Origin of the sequence: Zhihengliuella sp. ISTPL4 (genome assembly GCF_002848265.1) — a bacterium.
Lineage (GTDB): Bacteria > Actinomycetota > Actinomycetes > Actinomycetales > Microbacteriaceae > Microbacterium.
The window spans coordinates 2145118-2164598 of sequence record NZ_CP025422.1; the positions used below are offsets into that span (position 1 = coordinate 2145118).

The 19481-nt window shown below is 69.8% G+C and carries 21 protein-coding genes; 6 read left to right on the forward strand and 15 right to left on the reverse strand.

The window, feature by feature from the left end; all coding sequences use genetic code 11:
* Positions 1-20 precede the first annotated feature (20 nt).
* The 6 genes from CYL12_RS10355 (at position 21) to CYL12_RS10380 (ending at position 3861) form a co-directional block, all read left to right on the forward strand.
* Positions 21-1010 (forward strand): malate dehydrogenase, encoded by a 990-nt coding sequence (locus CYL12_RS10355; protein WP_101847530.1) that lies wholly within the window; start codon positions 21-23, stop codon positions 1008-1010.
* Positions 1011-1063: 53 nt separating this feature from the next.
* Positions 1064-1540, forward strand: a complete 477-nt coding sequence (locus CYL12_RS10360) for a recombinase family protein (protein WP_101847531.1) — start codon at positions 1064-1066, stop codon at positions 1538-1540.
* A gap of 86 nt (positions 1541-1626) precedes the next feature.
* On the forward strand, positions 1627-1929 hold the full coding sequence (locus CYL12_RS10365) for a hypothetical protein (RefSeq protein WP_101847532.1): 303 nt from the start codon (positions 1627-1629) through the stop codon (positions 1927-1929).
* Complete coding sequence (locus tag CYL12_RS10370; RefSeq protein WP_101847533.1) at positions 1929-3038, forward strand: WXG100 family type VII secretion target; 1110 nt, start codon at positions 1929-1931, stop codon at positions 3036-3038. Before CYL12_RS10365 ends, CYL12_RS10370 begins: the two co-directional genes overlap by 1 nt.
* Positions 3035-3445 (forward strand): hypothetical protein, encoded by a 411-nt coding sequence (locus tag CYL12_RS10375; protein ID WP_101847534.1) that lies wholly within the window; start codon positions 3035-3037, stop codon positions 3443-3445. The genes CYL12_RS10370 and CYL12_RS10375 overlap by 4 nt, the downstream gene beginning before the upstream one ends.
* A gap of 68 nt (positions 3446-3513) precedes the next feature.
* Entirely contained in the window at positions 3514-3861 is a 348-nt protein-coding gene (locus tag CYL12_RS10380) for a hypothetical protein (protein ID WP_101847535.1), read from the forward strand.
* A gap of 62 nt (positions 3862-3923) precedes the next feature.
* Here the strand turns inward: CYL12_RS10380 and CYL12_RS10385 are convergent, their stop codons facing one another.
* The 15 genes from CYL12_RS10385 to CYL12_RS10455 form a co-directional block, all read right to left on the reverse strand.
* The gene (locus tag CYL12_RS10385; protein ID WP_101847536.1) at positions 3924-4685 is read right to left on the reverse strand and encodes a hypothetical protein; all 762 of its coding nucleotides are present in this window, start codon (positions 4683-4685) and stop codon (positions 3924-3926) included.
* The gene (locus tag CYL12_RS10390) at positions 4682-5893 is read right to left on the reverse strand and encodes a hypothetical protein (protein WP_025104634.1); all 1212 of its coding nucleotides are present in this window, start codon (positions 5891-5893) and stop codon (positions 4682-4684) included. Before CYL12_RS10390 ends, CYL12_RS10385 begins: the two co-directional genes overlap by 4 nt.
* Positions 5893-6189, reverse strand: coding sequence for a hypothetical protein (locus tag CYL12_RS10395; RefSeq protein WP_062635420.1), 297 nt, complete (start codon positions 6187-6189; stop codon positions 5893-5895). The genes CYL12_RS10390 and CYL12_RS10395 overlap by 1 nt, the downstream gene beginning before the upstream one ends.
* Positions 6186-6488, reverse strand: a complete 303-nt coding sequence (locus CYL12_RS10400) for an SAV_915 family protein (protein WP_085604937.1) — start codon at positions 6486-6488, stop codon at positions 6186-6188. The genes CYL12_RS10395 and CYL12_RS10400 overlap by 4 nt, the downstream gene beginning before the upstream one ends.
* A 19-nt stretch (positions 6489-6507) precedes the next feature.
* A complete protein-coding gene (gene eccCa / locus CYL12_RS10405) occupies positions 6508-10485 on the reverse strand; it encodes a type VII secretion protein EccCa (protein WP_101847537.1) in 3978 nt (1325 codons plus the stop codon).
* On the reverse strand, positions 10482-11723 hold the full coding sequence (locus CYL12_RS10410) for an FHA domain-containing protein (protein WP_199399103.1): 1242 nt from the start codon (positions 11721-11723) through the stop codon (positions 10482-10484). Before CYL12_RS10410 ends, eccCa begins: the two co-directional genes overlap by 4 nt.
* On the reverse strand, positions 11720-13084 hold the full coding sequence (locus CYL12_RS10415; RefSeq protein ID WP_101847539.1) for a hypothetical protein: 1365 nt from the start codon (positions 13082-13084) through the stop codon (positions 11720-11722). Before CYL12_RS10415 ends, CYL12_RS10410 begins: the two co-directional genes overlap by 4 nt.
* Before the next feature lie 213 nt (positions 13085-13297).
* The gene (locus CYL12_RS10420; protein WP_158297156.1) at positions 13298-14113 is read right to left on the reverse strand and encodes a hypothetical protein; all 816 of its coding nucleotides are present in this window, start codon (positions 14111-14113) and stop codon (positions 13298-13300) included.
* A gap of 32 nt (positions 14114-14145) precedes the next feature.
* The gene (locus tag CYL12_RS10425) at positions 14146-14433 is read right to left on the reverse strand and encodes a WXG100 family type VII secretion target (protein WP_101847541.1); all 288 of its coding nucleotides are present in this window, start codon (positions 14431-14433) and stop codon (positions 14146-14148) included.
* Positions 14430-14753, reverse strand: a complete 324-nt coding sequence (locus CYL12_RS10430) for a hypothetical protein (RefSeq protein WP_158297157.1) — start codon at positions 14751-14753, stop codon at positions 14430-14432. Before CYL12_RS10430 ends, CYL12_RS10425 begins: the two co-directional genes overlap by 4 nt.
* Complete coding sequence (locus tag CYL12_RS10435; protein WP_158297158.1) at positions 14750-15859, reverse strand: hypothetical protein; 1110 nt, start codon at positions 15857-15859, stop codon at positions 14750-14752. Before CYL12_RS10435 ends, CYL12_RS10430 begins: the two co-directional genes overlap by 4 nt.
* 51 nt (positions 15860-15910) lie before the next feature.
* Entirely contained in the window at positions 15911-17308 is a 1398-nt protein-coding gene (locus CYL12_RS17205; RefSeq protein WP_158297159.1) for a hypothetical protein, read from the reverse strand.
* Positions 17298-18581: a S8 family peptidase gene (locus CYL12_RS10445; RefSeq protein ID WP_233486710.1), complete on the reverse strand. Its 1284-nt coding sequence runs from the start codon at positions 18579-18581 to the stop codon at positions 17298-17300. Before CYL12_RS10445 ends, CYL12_RS17205 begins: the two co-directional genes overlap by 11 nt.
* A 53-nt stretch (positions 18582-18634) precedes the next feature.
* The gene (locus CYL12_RS10450; protein WP_101847546.1) at positions 18635-19042 is read right to left on the reverse strand and encodes a hypothetical protein; all 408 of its coding nucleotides are present in this window, start codon (positions 19040-19042) and stop codon (positions 18635-18637) included.
* Positions 19043-19166: 124 nt separating this feature from the next.
* Positions 19167-19448: a WXG100 family type VII secretion target gene (locus CYL12_RS10455; protein ID WP_081811619.1), complete on the reverse strand. Its 282-nt coding sequence runs from the start codon at positions 19446-19448 to the stop codon at positions 19167-19169.
* Positions 19449-19481: the final 33 nt, after the last annotated feature.

The following is a 19481-nucleotide window of genomic DNA, read 5'->3' on the forward strand; positions in this document are numbered from 1 at the left end:
GACGGACGTAGGCTCGTGACATGGCCACCACGATCACCATCACCGGCGCGGGCGGACAGATCGGCTACGCGCTCCTCTTCCGCATCGCCGCCGGCGACATGCTCGGTCCGGATGAGAAGGTACGGCTGCGGCTGCTGGAGATCCCGCAGGGGCTCGGCGCGGCAGAGGGTGCGGCGCTGGAGCTCCAGGACGGCGCTTTCGACCTGCTCGAGCACGTGGAGGTGACCGACGACGCCGCGGTCGGCTTCGACGGCTGCGACCTCGCCTTGCTCGTGGGCGCCCGCCCCCGCGGCCCCGGGATGGAGCGCGGCGACCTGCTGGCCGCGAACGGCGGCATCTTCGGGCCGCAGGGCGCCGCCATCGCCGCGAACGCCGACCCCGGCGTCCGCGTGACCGTGGTGGGCAACCCGGCCAACACGAACGCCCTGATCGCCTCGGCGGCGGCCGACGGCGTGCCCGCCGACCGCTTCACCGCCCTCACGCGGCTGGACGAGAACCGCGCACGGGCCCAGCTCGCGCAGACGCTCGGCGCCCCCGTGCACACGGTGCGGCGGGTGCCCATCTGGGGCAACCACTCGGCCACGCAGTTCCCCGACGTGTCGCACGCGACCGTCGGCGGGAAGCCCGTACAGGACGCCCTGGAACGGATCGTGGGCGACGTCCCGGCGTGGCTGGATCAGACGTTCATCCCCCGGGTCGCCAAGCGCGGCGCGGAGATCATCGAGGTCCGCGGGTCGTCCTCCGTCGCCTCCGCCGCGAGCGCGACGATCGACCATGTGCGCGACTGGGTCCGCGGGACCGAGGACTGGACCTCCGCCGCCGTCGTCTCGCGCGGAGAATACGCCGTTCCGGAGGGGCTCGTCTCCTCGTTCCCCGTGCAGTCCGTCGACGGCGAGTGGCGCATCGTGGAGGGCCTGGAGATCGACGACTGGGCCCGCGCGCGCATCGACGCCTCGGTCGCGGAGCTCGTGGAGGAGCGGGACGCGGTCCGTGCCCTCGGACTGCTCTGATCCGGTCGCCGCGGGACACCTCGGCAGGGCAGAATAGAGGGCGGAGGTGCGGGATGAGCGACACGATGGACCCGGCGGGCACGACACCGTCTCTCGACGATGCGCTGACGAGTCCGCTCCACCTCCCGCACGACGCAGCGAAGTGCCCGAAGTGCTTCACGGAGCTGCAGCAGAACCGCAACTTCTGGACCGCGCGTCCCGCGGGCTCTCGCCTGGTCGGCCTCGTCGTCGCCCGCGAGGGCATGCCGTCGGTCGTCGAGCAGCGCGCCGACCTCACCCGCTTCGGCGTGCCCATCGAGGGCTTCCGTCACCCGGCGCCGGACATCCTGGAGAGCTGGAACGACCGCCTCGCGCGGCTCATCTCGACGCTCCGGACCGGAGACGTGGTCGTCGTGGCGAACATCCGGGCCCTCGGGCTCGATGCCGAGGAGGGCGCCCGCACGGTCGCCGAGCTCCGGCGACACGGGATCATCGTGAAGGTCCTCGGCCACGAGGCGCGTCATCTCGCCGACGCCGCCGGCGCCCGCTGATCCACCGATATACAGCGTCCGGTTCTCTTCATCGCCGTCCGTTTCCCCGTTAGCGTGGAGCCGGGGCGGGGGTCTCCGGGGGAACAGTGCGCAACGGTCTTCACATCGATTTCGGCGGCATGCGCGGAATGGCGCGGTCGCTCCATGACATCTCGCACGACAAAAGCGGTCTCGACGACCGATTCGACCTCACGGGAGCGCTCAGCGACCTGGTCTCATCCGGCGCGGAGATGTTCGTGTCTGCGTGGTTCGAAGCGCATGGCGTCCTCACGCTCACCAGTCGAAGCCTGGCGAGCGGAGTGGACGACACGGCGCGAGATTTCCTCGCCACGGAGCAGGCTCACGTCGATGCCGTGACGGCCTTCATCGAGGCGCTGGGAGTCCGGTAGTGCCGAACTGGACGAGGTTCGACCCTGGCGCGGGCGACCTGACCGCGTGCGACAGGGCGAAGCAGTGGACGGACACGCAGGCGTCGGACCTCGCTGACGCGAGATCAGCCGTGTCCACCATCCTCCGCGACCTCGACGACATCTGGACCGGGAAGAGCGCCGATGCGTTCCGCGCCCGCGTCCTCGAGTTCCACGACCGTCTGGAGGCCTCCGAGGAGGCGATGCGGATCACCGGCAAAGGGATCCTCGCCTACGCTGATGCGGTGGCCGAGATCGCTCGCAGAGCCGCACCTCTGAAGCACCGACTCGAAGCCGCCGAGCTCATCCTCAACGGTGTCCACAGCGAGGCTCTCTTCGGCGCAGACCCCGAGGGACTCGCGCGGCGGTTCGATGCCGAGCAGCAAGCGACGATTGATGCGCAGGACGCAGCCGACGAACTCGCCCGCCTTGCCGATGAGCGTATGAAAGCGGATCGGACTCTTGCAGAGCTGCTTGCCCGAACCGCGGCGGAAGGCTGGGGAGGCCTCGACTGCACTGCGAGCCCGTCCGGCAAGAGCCCACGGGAACTCGCCAACGGGAGAGTAGGTGAACTCCTCGACAGTTTCCGGACTGGCCGTGATGGCATGCGCGGCGTCGTTCTCGGGGCGGGCGATCCCTTCGTCGACACCCTGATGCACAGCGACCACATCAACAGCGCTCGCGCCGAAGTGCTCGACGCTCTCCGACGCGGTGACCTCAGAGCCGCCGGGGAACCCCTCGACCTCGACCGGGTCATCAGCGACAACCCGTGGGTCCTCCTGCAGGATGGCTTCAACGTCGTCACGAGCGGGATCCCCGTCTCCCCACTGCAAGGCCAGAATCTCCCCGAGTCATTCCTCGGTTCATACGCGCTTCGGGTCCTTGCTGGGGATCCGCAGCCAGACGGCGGTATCTCGGTCACATACATCATCAACAACGACACGACCATCGACTCCGCAACGCGCATCCCCGGCACAGGTGGCGCGCACCTACCCATCATCGGAACCGCCATGACGTCGGCTTACGCTGAACGCGGTGACTTCTCGCCCCAGCACCAGACGATCGTCTGGACCGAAACGGTGTACCCATGACATTCATCCTCCGCACCCGCACGGCAATCGCGGCCGTTGCGATGACCCTTGCCTTGACGCTCGGCCTCGCTGCCTGCACATCCGGCCCGAATCTCACTTCTCCCATCGGCGTCTGGGAAGCGGTCGGCGACGACACCGGCACCCTCGCAATCAACGCTGACGGCACGTTCGCCCTCACTGGAGCCTCCTTTGACGTCATCTGGTATCTGGACTCACGTGACTTCCGCGGTTCCGGAACCTGGCGCCTATCAAGCGATGGCAATCAGGTGATCCTGCGGTTCCTCGAAGCCACGAGCAACGGATTCTCCATCGAGCCCACTGCGCGTCGACCGGACTTCACGTCCGGCACGATCCGCTTCGAGGACCCGGAACAGACCGCGAGCATCGAATTCCGCCTCACGGACTGACATTCATGACTCACCGCCAAGGCTCAACGCCACGCACCCTACGATCAGCCGCGCTTGTCCTCATCGCGATGTTCAGCCTCACGGGCTGCAGCCCAGCCCTCACCTGTCCCGTCGGCGTCTGGGAAGCGGTCGGCGACGACAACGGCACCCTCACAATCAACCGCGACGGCACATTCACCATGACCGACACCTCGTTCAATCCCCTCCAACACCGAGACACACAAGACGACTTCCGCGGCTCCGGTGTCTGGGAAACCTACTCCGTCGACCACCCGCTTGTCCTACGATTCGACGAAGCCACCAACGACGGCTTCCCCGTCGACCCCGCAGACCTACAAGTCGATTTCACCTCCGGCTCGATCCGATTCGAGGACCCGGAACAGACCGCGAGCATCGAGTTCCGCCTCACGGATTGACGCTCTGGCGACGACCCCCGAGGATCACACCGTCGAACCCTCGCGTATACGGAAAGGTCTTCCTAGAACTCGCCGGACCGCAGGCGGGCGAGCGTGCCCGCACCGATCTCGGCACGGACGTCGGGACGGTTCGCGTAGAAGGTGACGAGTTCGGCCAGGAGCACAGGGTCGCTGGCGAGATCGGCCGCCGCCCACGAGGACGGCTGAGCGGTCGACGTCCGCAGTACTACGCGGTTGCCTTCCACGCCGGCGCCGACGACCTCCTCCCATGCCACGGCCACGTTGTTGCGCGGGATCCGGAGCTGCAGCCCGTCGGGGCGCAGCGTCAGGCGATGGGCGGAGGGAGCCCGGAACCACGACCGGATGCCGGCGACCGTCATGATCAGCGCGACCACCGGGAGGAGGAGCAGGGTGAGGAGCGGCAGTCGGTCCGCGGGCACCGTGAAGATACTCCATGCCCACGCCGCGAGGAGCAGGGCCCCCACCGGCGCGAGGGCGCGCAGCGGCCAGACGATCCCAGCGGCCCCGCCGAACGCGATCGCCGGACCGTCGACGACCGGCCGGACGACTCGGACCCGTGAGACGCGGGCGTGGGCCACCATCAGCCAGACGCCGACGGCGACGGCCGCGAGCACACCGATCCCCAGTGCCTTCATCGCCGGGGCCGGATCGGCGAACAGGATCAGGCTGAACAGCAGGACCACGATGGCGAACACGACGCCGAACACCGTGAGCGCCGTGGTCGCGCGCTGCTGCCCGTCCCACCCCGGATGACCGGGTACCCAGATCGTCTCCGGAGAGGCCGACTGCTGCTGACCTGTCACCCGAACAGTCCCTTCCACGCCTTGCCGATGTTGTGCCCCGCGTCGCCCACGAAGTCGGTCGTGTTCTCCCAGGCGTCCTCCGCGAAGTCCGTCGTGGCGTCCCATGCATCCGCCATGCCGGCGTCGATCGACTCCCGGACGTCCTGCGGCACCCAGTTCTCGTACGCCCACACCGCACCGGCACCGACCGCCACCGCGGCCCCGCCGACGACGACCGCCGTGCCCCACACGGGGAGCGTGACGACACCGGCCGCCGCGAGCGCGGCGACCCCGGCAGCCGCAGCCGCGCCACCCGCCGCACCGCCGATGATCTCCACCGCTGTGGACGAGGGGTCATCGCCCGACGACATCGCCGAGCCCAGGTTCCAGGCGTCGACGCCCCAGCCGATGAACGGCACCGCCCGACTCGCGCGAGAGAGCCCGCGGGCCAGATCCTCGGCCTCGTCCGCCGCCCACCGCATGCCGGTGGGGTTGGCGGCCTCGGCAGCGGCCTTGACGGCGGGATTGCCGGAGCGCAGCTCGCGAACGAAGTCCGATGCTCCGAGACGCAGATCCTCCGCGTGGGAGGTGAGCTCGGCCGCCGTCTCCGCCCACGCCAGGCCCTGGCCCTCGAGGTAGATCTTCGGGACCTCGCCGCTCGCCTCCCGCAGACCGGACAGGATCTTGTCCGCCGTGGACTGGCTCGGCATGGTCCCGAGGAAGCCGTCGAGGTTCTCGCTGATCCAGACCTCGAGCTCGCCCCACCAGGAGCCGACGTCGGCGGCGATCTCGTTGTACAGCTCGATACGGTCGAGGTGCTCCTGCCATTCGTCCCAGTAGGGGTCGTCCCGCGAGGTGGGGCATACCGGGATCAGGGACACCGGCCGGCCGATGATCATGCCGTTGACCGGGAGTCCCGCCGCCCTCGCATTGTCGCGGTGCGTCGCGAAGTCCTCCTTCATGCGCCGCAGCTGCCCGGCGTACGACCGGAGCTTCTCGGCGGCGTCACGGGCGAGGTCCTTGATCTCCTTCGCGGCGTCGGTCGTGCGCGAGAGGATCGTGACGTAGTCGTCCGCCGACTCGCCGTACCAGTGCCCGCGCACGCCGGTCGGGATGAAGGTCGTGACGTTGGAGGAGACGTCCGCGGCGTCCTTCAGATCGGGGTCGAGCCAGTCCGCGGCCGCCTGCACCTGGTCGGCGTCGCCGTACGTGGTCGTGTCGATCGTCATCAGAGGTCCTCGACGATGGCCGCGACCGGGTCGAGCTGGTCGATCACATCCTGCTCGTTCGTCTCCGCGTCGTCGGCGATGGCGCGGACGATCTCGCCCAGGGTGCCGTTGATCCGGTACAGGGCGTCGACGCCCTCCCCCACCCGCTGCATGATGGCGGCGACCGTGTCGGAGGCGAGCCCGCCGTCGACGGCCGTCGGAATGCCGGAGAGCTTCGTCTCGATGAGCTCGACCGCCTCCTCGTGCATGTCCGCGTGGACGGCCATCACCTCCGGGTCCATCGCGATGCGGCTCATGCGATGGCTCCGTTCCGGCGGTAGGACGCGGGCACGTCGAGGTCGAAGATCACGACGTCGTAGGGCTGCGCCTCCTTGATCTGACCGAGGTCCTCCGTGCGCACCAGCACCCAGGGCTGCCGCTCGCCGGCGAGCTCCAGCAGCCGGTCGAGGGCGGTGTAGGCGAGCAGTGCACGCCGCCCGTCCTTCAACTCCCGGATCTCGACGAGCTGCTCCTCGGGCGTCGACGTCACGCTCAGGGGCAGGTACAGCACGGGTGGGACCATCGGCGTTGCGGCCGGCATCGGTTCGAAGGTCATCTCGGTCTCTCCTCGGTTGTCACTCGTAGCTCGGCGGCACCCACAGCAGCTGCGCGGAGACGAGGCCCCGATCGCGGCTGACGATCTGCGCCCGGCCGGGGATCGCGGGAACGGCCTTCACCTTGCCGATGAGCTGGCCCTCCTCGGGGCTGCCCGAGAGCAGGATGCCGGTCGCGCCCAGGTCGGTCATGCGCTGGATGATCGGATCGTACGCGGCGCGGCTCGCCCCGCCGGTGCGGCGGGTGAGGATCACGTGGAGGCCGAGGTCGGCCGCCTGCGCGAGCAGCGGTGCGAGGACCGCGACCGGGTTGCCCTGCGAGGTCGCCACGAGGTCGTAGTCGTCGATGAGGACGAACCCTTCCGCGCCCTTCCACCACGACCGGCTGCGGAGCTGGTCGGGCGTGACGTCAGGTCCGGGGATGCGGCTCCGGAAGAACTGCGCGAGCTCGTTCATCCCACCCTCGGTCATCTCGTGCGACGTGAGGTAGGCGCCGAGGTATTCCTGCGGGATCTCGCCGAGCAGGGCACGACGGTAGTCGACGACGAAGATCTTCGCCTCGGTCGGGCCGTACAGCCGAGTGATCTCGTGCACGACGCCGCGGAGCATCGACGACTTGCCGGAGTCCGCGTCGCCGTACAGATACAGCAGCGGCTCGGCGACCGGATCGATCGAGAACGGGGCGAGGTTCGCCTCGTCGATGCCCAGCAGGAGTTCGCGGGGCTCCGTGCCGTCCGGGGACTGCGCGGCCGCGACGGCGCGCAGATCGGCATGGCTGATGCGCGAGGGCAGCAGGCGCAGCTTGGGTCCGGCGGGTCCGTGCCACGCCGCCGCGACGCGGGCCACGAGGTCGTCGATCCCGTCGGGCAGGCTCGACGCGTCGTCCACGCCGTCGACACGCGGGAGCGCCGTGAGCATCTGCAGACCGCGATCGTTGAGGCCGCGGCCGGGGATGGCCGTGACGTTCTCCGCCGCCTTGCGATTGACCTCGGAGTCCGTCGGGTCGCCGAGGCGCAGCTCGATGCGGGTGCCGATGAGGTCTTTGATGTTGGCCCGGATCTCCATCCAGCGCGCCGCGGTGATCACGACGTGGACGCCGTAGGTGAGACCGCGGGCGGCGATCGCCTGGATCTGCGGCTCCAGCATCTCGAACTCGGCGCGGAGCGTGCCCCATCCGTCGACGATGAGGAAGATGTCGCCGTAGCCGTCGTCGGCCAGTCCCTGCCCGCGGCGCTGCCGGTAGGCGTCGATCGAGTCGATGCCGTGCTGCCGGAAGTACACCTCGCGGGCGTTCAGCAGGCTGGTGACCTCAGCCACCGTGCGGCGGACGACGTCCGGCTCGGACCGGGTCGCGACGCCGCTGATGTGCGTGAAATCCTGCATGCCGGTGAAGCTGCCGCCGCCGAAGTCGATGACGAAGAACTGCACCTCCTGCGGCGTGTGCGTGAGCGCCAGGGCGGCGACCGTCGTCCGCGCGAGCGTGCTCTTGCCGCTCAGCGGCGCGCCGACGATGGCCATGTGGCCGGCCGCACCGCCGAGGGAGACCGCGAGGTTCTCCCGGCGCTGCTCCAGCGGCACGTCGACGATGCCGAGCGGGACCGTGAGCGCCCCCGCCTTCCGCCAGCGCGGGGAGACGAGGCCGAGCGCCGGGTCTTCGACGAGGTCCCCGAAGAGCTGGTCGAGGGTGGCCGGCGTCACCAGCGGCGGCAACCACACCTGGTGCGCGGCCGGGCCGCGTCCCTTCATGGACTCGACCGCGATCTCGAAGGTGTTGCGCTTCTCCTCCGGTTCGGCGTCGACCACGACCTCCGGCTCGTCCACGGGTACCTCCGCACGCCAGACCGGCGCGGCAGTGAACAGCTCGACGGCGGTCGAACCGGTGCTCTGTCCGGAGCCGCCGGACGACGCCCGCCGGCGACGACGCGGCGGTGGTCCGGACACGTACGCGGCGCGGAACTGCGTCATCGTCTCGGTGTCGGACTTCAGGATGCCGGCGCCCGGCTGCGTGGGCAGGTGATAGGCGTCCGGCACGCCGAGGACCGTCCGGGACTCGGCCGCCGAGAAGGTGCGCAGACCGATGCGGTAGGAGAGGTGCGTGTCGAGGCCGCGCAGCTTGCCCTCCTCCAGCCGCTGGGAGGACAGCAGCAGGTGCACCTGCAGCGAGCGGCCGAGGCGGCCGATGTTGACGAACGTGTCGACGAACTCCGGCTTGGCCGACAGGAGCTCGGAGAACTCGTCGGCGACGATGAGCAGGGCGGGGAGCGGCGCCAGGTCGGTGCGTCCGCCGCGACGCGCCTTCTCGTAGTCGGCCACGTTGGCGAACGGACCGGTGGCCCGCAGCAGTTCCTGTCGGCGCACCATCTCGCCCTGGAGCGCGTCCTGCATGCGGTCGACGAGGGAGATCTCCTCACCGAGGTTCGTGATGATCGCCGAGACGTGCGGCATGTCGGCCATGCCGGCGAACGTCGCGCCACCCTTGAAGTCGACGAGCACGAAGTTGAGCTGCTCCGGCGAATGGGTCATCGCGAGCGCGAGCACGAGCGTGCGGAGCACCTCCGACTTCCCCGAGCCGGTGGCGCCGATGATGAGACCGTGCGGGCCCATACCCTGCTGCGCCGATTCCTTGATGTCGAGGATGAGCGGGCTGCCGTCCTCGGTCTGGCCGATCGGCACCCGGAGTCGGTCGCGCTCCAGTCGCGGCGCCCACGCGGCGTCGAGGTCGAGGTCGCGCACGTCGGGCAGACCGAGGAGCTCGACGAGCTCGGCCTGGCCGGTCGCGCTCTTCTTGCTGGCGATCGCGGTGCCGCCCGCGTACAGGGCGATGAGCCGGCGGGCGGTCGCCTCCGCCTCGACGATGGTGATCGCGTCCGCCTCGAACGGTCGTGCGGGCACCTGCAGGCTGACGAGCTCGGCGCGTGTGCTGGCACCGCCGGTCTCGAACGCGATGCGCAGGGCGTTCGGGTCGTCGAGGTCACCCCAGCGGGCGGGGAGGTCGATCACGGTCACGCCCTGCACGCCGTCGCCGGTGACGAGGGCGTCGTTGAACGACGTCGTGGCGCCGTCCGTGACGATGACGATGTGCGGCGTCTTCGGTCCGGAGCCGTCGCGGGCGAAGCGCGAGCGCTCGCGCACCTCGGGCGGCAGCATGTCCTCGAGCTCGGACAGCTGCGAGCCGATCATCCGGGCGGCGCCGAGGCCGTCCCGCACGGTGCGTGAGTGCGTGTGCGGCAGCCACTTCGCCCACTCCCACTGCGGGAGCACGCCGGTGTCCGCGGCGATGACGATCTGCAGCACGTCGGGGTCGTGCATGGTGGCCGCGTGCAGCAGCATGGCCCTGGCCAGCGCCCGCGTCTCGTCCTCGTCACCGGTGATCTCGATGCGGGCGTAGTCGCGGAGGGTGACGCCGAGCGGGAGGTTCTTCTGGACCTCGTGCGTCAGCATGAAGCGGTGCGCGGCCGAGGCGGCGACGGGGTCGAGCTGCGCCAGCGGCGGGAGCTCCGGGGCTTCGAGCGTGACGCACAGCGGCTGATCGGTGACGCCGACGCGGACCGACAGGAAGTCGGGGTCGTTGACGCCGCGCTCCCAGACGCGGGTGCGCTCCTCCGCGAGGTACGGCAGGGTCGACGGCGCCGGAAGGTGCCAGTTCGCGGAGCGGCGCTGCTGTCGGGCGGCGACGCGGACGGTCTGCCGCAGCTCGGTCAGGTACGCGAGGTACTCACGGCGGGCGCCGAGGGTGGCCGCCTGCCGCTGGGAGCGCTGGCGCCAGCCGTTGACGGCGACGAAGCCGAGCGAGGACAGCAGGAACATGCCGCCGGTGAGCAGACCCGTGACGGACTGGTTCGACATGGTGACCATGACGATCGCGCCGACGCTGCCGAGCATGGGCAGCAGCGACCCGAGGATCCCGATGCCGCCGTCGTTCGGCTGCAGCTCCGGCGGGGCCTGGACCGGGAGCCTCCCGGAGGGGACACGGGGCGGGGCGAGACGGGGTCCTGTCATGCTCTCTCTCCGGCGCTGCTGTCGGTGCCCAGCAGAAGGCTGATGGTGAAGCTGCGATTGCCCATGCGGACACGGTCGGCGTCGTCGAGGAGCACGCGCTCGCCGGCGACGAGCTCGGTCGTCTGGCCGTCGTCGCTGCGGACGTCGGAGCCGTTCGTGGAACCGAAGTCGGTCACCCACGTGCGGCCGCGGGAGTGCTCGATGCGCAGATGGGTCTTCGAGACCGACGCGTCGGGGTCGGTGACGACGATGAGGCGGTCGTCATGCGCGCTGGCGACGGGTCCGCGTCCGAGGTTCGCGGCCACGGGGAGGGCGAGCTGCACCCGCTGGCCGGTGTCGAAGATGAGGAGGAGGGCCCCGGTCTCGGGGGCCGGCGCAGGCGCCTCGGCGCCCGCCTGCGACCCGGGCGCCGGGGCCACGGTGAAGAGCGGCCGATCCGACCCCGGTGCCGCCGCTTCCGGGCTCTCGGTACGGCGAGAGGCCGCGCGGGCGTCGGTGGGCTGGGAGTCCTCGTCCACGACGGACGGCGACGCCACGAGCGGAACGACCTGCGGCGGCGCGAGCGGAGCGGCCTCCCCCGCAGCGGGAGCCGGCGAAGCCTCGACGGCCGCCTTGGCGGGCACGGCGACCACGACGGTGCCGGCGACGCGGTCGGCCCAGGACTGCCGTCTGCCGCCGCGATCCCAGGCGCTGGAGGCGACGACCACCCAGCTGCCGACAGCCACGAGGAAGCCGGCTCCGGTGATGATGCCGCGGACGAACTGGCGCCCGATCCCCGGCGACCACGGCCGGTCGGCGCGGGCGCTGCGCAGGCGCAGCACGGCGTTGCCGAGGGTGAGGCCGGTCCGCGCTTCCAGCACCCAGAGGAACAGGGCGAGCTCGAAGACCGTGAGGGCGGCGAGCAGCACGCTCTGCGTCAGCACGAGGACGACGGCGGAGGCGAGGAACACGGCGGCCGCGTCGAGGGTGAAGGCCGCGATCCGCTGAACGGTGCCGGCGGGGGCTCCGCGGAAGGCGGGACCGAGTCCCTCGGCAGGGCGCGGGAGGGTGCGTCGCGACGAGGCGATCGGCGTGGGCGGCACGGGCGTCTGGCGCAGCGGCGTGCCGTCGACACCGGGGGGCGCCGCGATCAGGGCGGGCGGCAGCGCAGGGATCTCCCCCGGACGGTCTCCGCCGGGCGCCATCGGCGGGATCGGACCCCCGCTCGGCCAGGACTGTGATGGGCCGTTCCCGCTCATCCGGCCATCATTCCACGAACCAGGGAGAGCGCATTCGCGTACAGCAGGGCCGACGGCAGGGCGAGGGCGACGGCGAGCCATTCGAACGCGTCTCCGACCCGCGACCAGACCAGCGACTTCGCGCCCTTCGACACCGGGATGACGACGGCGACCGCGGCCAACCCGACGAGGAACAGCAGGGCCGCACCGAGCAGGTGGAAGCCGGTCCCGAGGGCCGCCGCGACCTGGATGCCGGCGACGAGGCAGACCACGGCGGCCGCGGCACGGGGGAACCACCGGAGGAGGCGCGAGGTGGTGTGCCGCGGCGTGAGCAGCAGGGCGAGCGCGAGGCAGCAGAGCAGGGCGATCCCGCCGGAGACCACGAACGCGTCGTCGGGCCAGGGCCGCAGGAACGCGACCGGAGCCATCACCGCAGCAACGATGCTCAGCACGGCGGTGCCCGCGATGAGCCGCGCGGAGGAATCGTCGACGACCGCGGTGATGCGCTCGGGACGCAGCAGCCCGACCGACTCGGGGATGGCTCCGCGCACGGTCCACCGGCTCGTCATGAAGTGCTTGTAGTCGATGAAGTAGCCCTCGGGCAGGTTGACGAGACTGCTCGGGAGCGCACGCAGGCCCAGCGGCACGAGCCCGAGCGAGAGGGCGGCGGCCTCCGCCTCCCCCCACCGCAGCAGCAGGGCGAGGCCCCAGACGGCGGCGAGGCCCACGAGCAGCACCGTCGCCGTCCCGGCCGCGGCGCGCATCGGGCGAGCCCTGGCCGTGACGGCGATGATCGCGGTGGTGACACCCGCCGCGAGGAACCCGGTGGCGGTCGACAGGTGCGACGCGTCCTCCAGCCCGGCCGGGATGAGGAGAACGCCGGCCGCGAACGACAGCAGCACCGGCGCGAGCACCCCGAGGATGCCGCGCACTCCCGCCGCGGAGTCTCGTCGCGCCCACGCGACAGCGCCACCGATCGCACCGGCCGCGACGAGGAGGGCGACGAGAAGCCGGATCAGCGGATCGACGGCGCCCTGGGCGAAGACCGCGACGAGCAGCATCCCGCTCACGGCCAGCAGCCACCACCGTGCCCCGTGGTCGGCGCGCGTCTGGCCCGTCGCCTTCTCTGCCGGGCGCGCCTGCGGAGCCAAAGCCGTGCGGTCGATGAGTGCGTAGAGGCCGCCGTCGACGAGGTCTTCGCACTCGGTGTCGCCGGGGATCTCGTATCCCCCGGGGCCGATCGTGACGAACCGGTCCGCGTCAGGGATCCCGCTCAGGGTGAGGGCGTCCTCCAGGGTCTCGTCGAGCGGGAGGGAGAGGTCGATGCGACGATCTTCGCTCTGGAGGACGATCCGACGCCGCTCTACGATCTCGACTGACACACCTGCACCCTATCCACTGCGCGACGCTCCCGCCGCGCGGCGCCGCGGGCTCTGCGCGGGGTCACGATGTGCACCCCACGGCGGCGGCACATTCGCGACGGCGCTTCACCGTTCCTCCCCTGCCTCCATCGCCCGGAGACAATGCTCTTCCTCTGCCTCCATGTTCCCCCTCCGTTCGCTCGCTTCGGACTGTGACCGGCAGCGCTTACCGTGCTATCCACACATGATCAGTGCGCTGAGCGTACCGGTTCCTGCCTCCGCCGCATCGGGCGATAGCGTTCCCCCGGTCTGGCCCTCCCAGAACTGCACATCACCGCGGATTCCCTTCAGCCAGTATGAGCCGTTGCTTTCAGCCACGACGTCTGCGCCATCCGCACGGAACTCGGTCGTCCCTGCGTCGTCGGACACGGTCATTCGCACGCGCCCGGAGTCGTCGAAGGAGAGGGTGCCAGGGTACGGCTCGACGCCCGTCGCGGTCACGCCCCCCGCGCACGAGACAGCGGTGGGCACGAAGACCGAGGTATGGACGACGCCGCCGGCCGTGAACCGCACGCTCACGCCCTCCGCGGGCGGCGTTCCGGAGGCTCCCTGGTCGGGAGTCGGCAGAACGACCGGTCCCTCGCATGCGACCGTACCCGACAATCTCGCGGGGTATCGCGCGGCATCATCGGCTGTGACGTTCACATCGTCACCAGGTGCCCATCCCTCGACGAGAGACACTTCGCCGTCGGATTCCCCGATGCTGAGCACGGTCCCCGACGCGCTCAGGTCGAGTTCCGTGCCTTCGAAGAGCACCAGGCCCTCATCGCTTCCGGCGCCGACCGATCCCCGGCGGTCACTGTCGAGCCGGACCGAGAAGCGTCCCTGCGGATCGTTCGAGATCGCGAGTCCGTGCGCACTCCCCGCGTCGCAGGTGACCTGATCAGGACTGAGAGTCAGCGTGCGCTCGTCGCCGCCCACCTCATACGTGACGACGAGTTCCGTCGCAGCGCTGGAAGCGCACGCAGTGAGCGTCAGCGCCACAGACACCAGAGCCAAGGTGAGCGCCGTCACCCGCCGCATCACCGGTGCCACGCGCCAGCTCGGCGGCGATCGAACTCGTCCACCCGTTCGACCGCCTGACCCGCGAGGCGGCTCGCCTCACGTCCGATGAGTCGCAGCCGTTCCACCGATGCGGTCCAGTCGCGCACCGCGACGGACATCGCTTCGCGGGCCTCACCGTCCCACCGCGATTCGAGCACGGCGGTCTCGTCCTGGAGCGCCTGGAGGAGACGAGCGATCTCGTCGATCCCCCCGACGACGCCCGCGAGCGCGCCCCTGGCCATCGAGGTCTTCAGCCCGATCGTCACTGCTTCTCCTCGTTCGTCTCCAACAACTCCCGCAGCTCCTGCGGCATCACCGCGGGAGGAGCGGGAAGCACTCCGGCGGAGAGCAACGTCGAAAGCGGAGCGCGTCCGTCCAGTATGCCGCCCAGAACAGCGCGGAGATGCGGATCATCGCTGGCGGCACGCACTTCGCGCATCTGCTTCGTCAGTTGCAGAAGCACCGGTGCGCTGGCAGCGACCGTCGGGAGCGCGAACGGTGCCCGCTCCCCGCCCACACGCCCTGCGAACGCCGCGATCGGGTCGAGCGACTCCGCGCCGCCGTCTGCTGCACCGTCCACCCTCATGAGGTCTGCTCCATCGTCGGCACGGGCATCGTCGCGGCGAAGTTCGAGAGATCGCCGGACAGATTGCCGAGGGCTTCGAGTATCGAGTACAGGTCCGAGATGTCTTGCAGGATGTCATTGACGTCCGCGAGCTTCTTGAAAGCCCACAGCAGCGAGACACCGGCGGTGCCGTAGCCGATGAGGCCGCCGCCGCCGCTCCAGACGGTGCCGGTGCCGAAAGCCGCGCCGGCAGCCGCGACGAGGATCGCGTCATAGAGCCCGTAGATCGCGCCGGCGATCTGCTCAGCGGATTGGATCACGCCGGTGCAGTAGTCGGAGAAGACCGTACCCGCGTCAGCGAGGGCGTGCTGCGCATCGGAGAGCGCGTTCAGCAGGTCAGCGAGGTAGGCCTGTGCACTGTTGGACGCGTAACCCTGCCATTGGATGCCGGCGTAGGCCGCGGCGCTGGACAGGTGTCCCCGCATGTCGTCCACGAGTGACGCCAGACCGTTGATCGTGTCGGCGAACTGCCGGATGTCGCCCCAGCGGCCGCCGTAGGTCTCCAGCACGCGTTGCGGCAGTGTCCGCGCACCCAACCAGCCCAGCACCGTGTCGATCCATTCGCTCGGGCTGAGAAGATCCCCCGGGACGAGATTGGTGCTGAGTTGGTTCAGCTCGTCATGGGTGCCGAGGTCGCAGAAGAAGGCGGCTCCCCCTGTCGGCGGCCCCCATACGGGCAGGGAGTCGTCAGTACGGTCGTAGCTGGGGGCGATCTCCGGCCGCCCCGAAGGCGACTGAGCGTTGTCGTTGTAGACGTCAGGGTCGGTCGCGTCGATGAGCGCGGCCTGCTCCGTGTCGATGCCCTCGCCCTCGTCGGCCACAGCGATGAGCTCGGTGGCCACACCGTCCAGCACCTGCTCGAGGTGATCGAACCAGTCGACCAACGATGACCGGATGTCGATCGCGGCGCCGGCGACACGCGTGTATGCGTCGAAACTCCCGTCGTCCGTGATCGTTCGGTCTTCCAACCACGCCCGCGCGCTGGCTGCCTGGTCCGCGTACTGCGTGAACGCTCCCGCCTGTTCCCGCAGCCCGGCCGCGTTCAGCCAGAAATCCGTGTCACTCACGACGCCCCCTCCGTCCTTCACCGTCCCCCGGACAGACCCTGCCGATCGCTCTCAGTTGGCAGGCTCGTCGCGGGATCCGGCGCGTGCTCCCTTGGCGCGGGGGCCGGCTTCCTCGTCGTCCTCCAGCTTCGGGGCGATGGGACCGCCGAGGCCCGAACGCTTCCCCTTCTCCTCCTCGTCGGCGCCACCGGCGCCGCCCATCATGCCCATGCCGGGTCGGCCACCGGCACCTGCCGCGCCGGAGGACCCGGTGCCCGAGGCACCCGCCCCGCCGACGCCGCCGGCACCGGCCATGCCGCCAGGGCCGCCCGCACCACCGACGCCGCCGACGCCCCCGACCGCGGAATTGCCGAGCAGACCGCCACCGGCCTTGAGTCCGGCACCGGCACCCGGGCCCAGGCCCGCACCGCCGAGTCCGCCCATGCTGCCGAAGCCGGCGATCTTCGAGCTCGCTGCGATCGCCGCCGCGCCGGCGCCACCGCCCACGATGCCACCGAGGCCGCCGCCGCCCGCACCGCCGCCGGGGACATAGCCCCCGGGACCGGTCGGGTATCCGCCGCCCGTCCCGCCGCCGCTGCCCGTGCCGCCAGGGCCGCCGGGAAGCAGACCACCGCCGGGAGAGTCGATCGAAGGGTCCTTCCCGCCGGGGAGCCCGGGGCCTTCGCCTCCCGGCACCACCGGGTCCCATCCGATCCCCGGTCCGCTCGGATTCGTCGGGGGAGTGGGGAAGGTGGGGTGCACGGGAGAGGTCGGGACGGGCGGCTGATAGGTGCCGATGCCACCGCTAGGCGGCGGAGTACCGCCGACACCGGGGGCGGAGCCGGAGGGCACGCCGCCGATTCCCGGGGAACCGATCCTCGGGGCATCGATCTCGGGGCCACCCGTGGGCCCGTCGTCGATCTTCTCGTCGGAGGACTCGATGAAGCCGACGCCCGAGAGCTCTTTGGACGCGGCGTTCAACTCCCTCGTAGGGCTGGCCAGAGACCTTTCGACGGCCTCGACGATCTTCCGTGCCGCCTCCTCGCGCTGGTTTCCCAGGAAGTCTCCGATCGCGTCCAAGGCCTTGTCGGCGGCGAGCGGTCCCAGCAGGGGGTGGACCACGACGGAGGCCCCCTTCGCAGCGTTCGCCCAGAACGGGTCGACTGCGGCTGACGGAAGCTCCGCTGAGACCAGGTCGCGCCGCTTTTTGTTGCCCTCGCCGACAGCCGAATCGATCGCGGTCACGATTTTCTGGATCCGGGCGAACTTCTTCCGGATCTCATCGACAGCTGCAGTGGCCGCGTCCGCCGAGCTCCCCGTCCAGAACTCCGACATTCGTGCCTTCGCGAGGGCACTATCCAGGGAGTCCAGCGCGTTGATCAGCGCCGCCGTCTTCGGGATGATCGAATCCGACAGCGCACGGATGCGGTTCAGCTCCGCTTCGTACCCGCCGCTCTGGTTACCGGTCATGATTTCCCCCTTGGTCGGTGGTCTGTCGTCGTGCGGATCGTGTCAAGACGATCGCGAGAATGATGCCGCCCACAATCAGCACAGCGACGACGATCCCGCCGATCACCCACGGCATCGCCGATACCTCGGATGGTTGCTGAGCCTCGCCGGGCGCGGAAGAAGGCTGTGGGCTCGCTGTCGCCTTCTCGTTTTCGTTTGCCGCCTTGACCTCGTTCACCATCGCGAGAGACGGTGAGGCGTTCGGGTCCTCCGTGTCGAAGATCGGATTCTCATCCGGGTACTTCGCCGGATCGACCGCCAGCATCCCCGTGAGAGACGCAGCACCGTATCCCGTGCCGGAGTTCCACTCGGGCTCGTGCTCGCCCTTCGTGCCCGTGTTGTGGATGAGGCTTTGAATCAGCTGCCCCGCCGTAGCCTCCGGATACTTTTGCTTCACGACCGCCAGCATCCCCGCCACGATGGGCGTCGCGTACGACGTCCCCGATCCGAGCGACTGCGCCTCCCACGAATCCGACGCGCCCTGCAACAACAGACCGATGCCCGGTCCTGCCGTGACGACGTAGTCGCTCACGTTGGGCTTTCCGTACTGCCCGTTCTGGATCTTGCCGTCCTCGCCGAACGCCTGCACAGCGACCACACCGTTCAACGCCGCCGGCAACACGTCGATGCCATCGTCGTTGCCCATGCCGGCGACAACCACCACGTCGTTGGCGTACGCCTCCGCGATGCCCTTCGAAGCGTCGGTACCGAACGAGGAAATGGAGATGATGTCCGCCCCATCCGCCACCGCATCCGAGATCGCGTGATCCAGCCCTTCCCGACCGTCTTCGTCGAAACTGGTGCCGTCCTCCTGGAGACACTCGGCATCTTCGCCGCGTTCGTTCACCACGCCGTCAAGGACTGGCGCGGTGTAGAACAGCAACTCCACCCCGGGCGCGACGCCCTTCACCGGGGCACCCCCGGGCGGCGCCTCCCCCGTTCCCACGATCATCGACGCCACTCTCGTCGCATGAGACGCGGCGACGTAATCGGTCGACATCGCCGGATACGGCCTTCCTGAGGGGTCCAGACAGTACGACGGCTCCCGGACTGTCACGTCGGCGCCGCGAAGACCGACCACATCGGGGTTGATCTGACTGTCGATCACGGCCACCTTCACCCCGGATCCATCGAAACCCGCATCGTGAGCCGCCTGGATGTCGCCCCGATCAAACCACCACAGACCGGATTCCGCCGTTCCAGCGGCAGCAGCCGACGGCGCCAGGAAAGCCAACGCAAGCCCAGCTATACCGACAGTCGCGGCGAACCCGCGGTACACGCGCCGCATCAGTAATCGGCGTCCTGGGGCTCGGTGGAGGAATCGCTAGCGTCGACCTTCACGCCGTCGCTCAACCCGCCGTCGACCGGAGACGACGAGGCCGCCTGCTCGACCGCGGAGTCCAGCAGGGACACGATGAGCTTCGTCTCATCCGCGAGTGCGGCATCCTGCTCGGCCAATTGGAGGACAGCAGCCCGGATGGCGTCATGCGTATTCTGCAGATTTTCGAGGGCCCGCTCGGTCGCAGCTCCCATCTCTCTAGCGGCGTCCGAGACGGCCTGATGGAATTCACGCGTCGTGTTCGACACGTCGCCTTCGGCGACAGCCACCTCTGCAGGACTCGGGAACTCCTGCAGCTCGCGCAGAAGCCGCTTCAGCTCGGCGAACACTCCATCGAAGTCGACTGCGATACTCATCGACGCCCCCTCTTCTTTCCTCCGGCGATCCCGTCACGCCTGCTGTACCGTCCGGTGGCTCACCGAAAAGCACAGCAGACGGCGCGGGCCCGACGCATCTCTGCGCCAGACCCGCGCCCCAGGTTCACGCGCCGAAGCGCCCCGCAGCCGACTTGTCGGTCTGCACGTACTGACCCGAGATCTCCTCGGTCTTCCCGGCGATCTGCGTGAGCAGCTGCTGCATCTCGCTCAGCGAGCGGTTCCACTTGGCCTGCGCCTGGTCGTAGGCCTGCTGCGCGGCACCATCCCACGCCGCACGCAGCTTGCTGACCTCGGACTCGAGGCGGTCCAGCTCGGAACGAATACCCTGCGACCCACTGCGGATCTGCGCCGCGAGAGCGTTGACCTGCTCCGGGCGAACGGACATCGACTGCATCATGTTCTCCTTGAAATCTCTGCG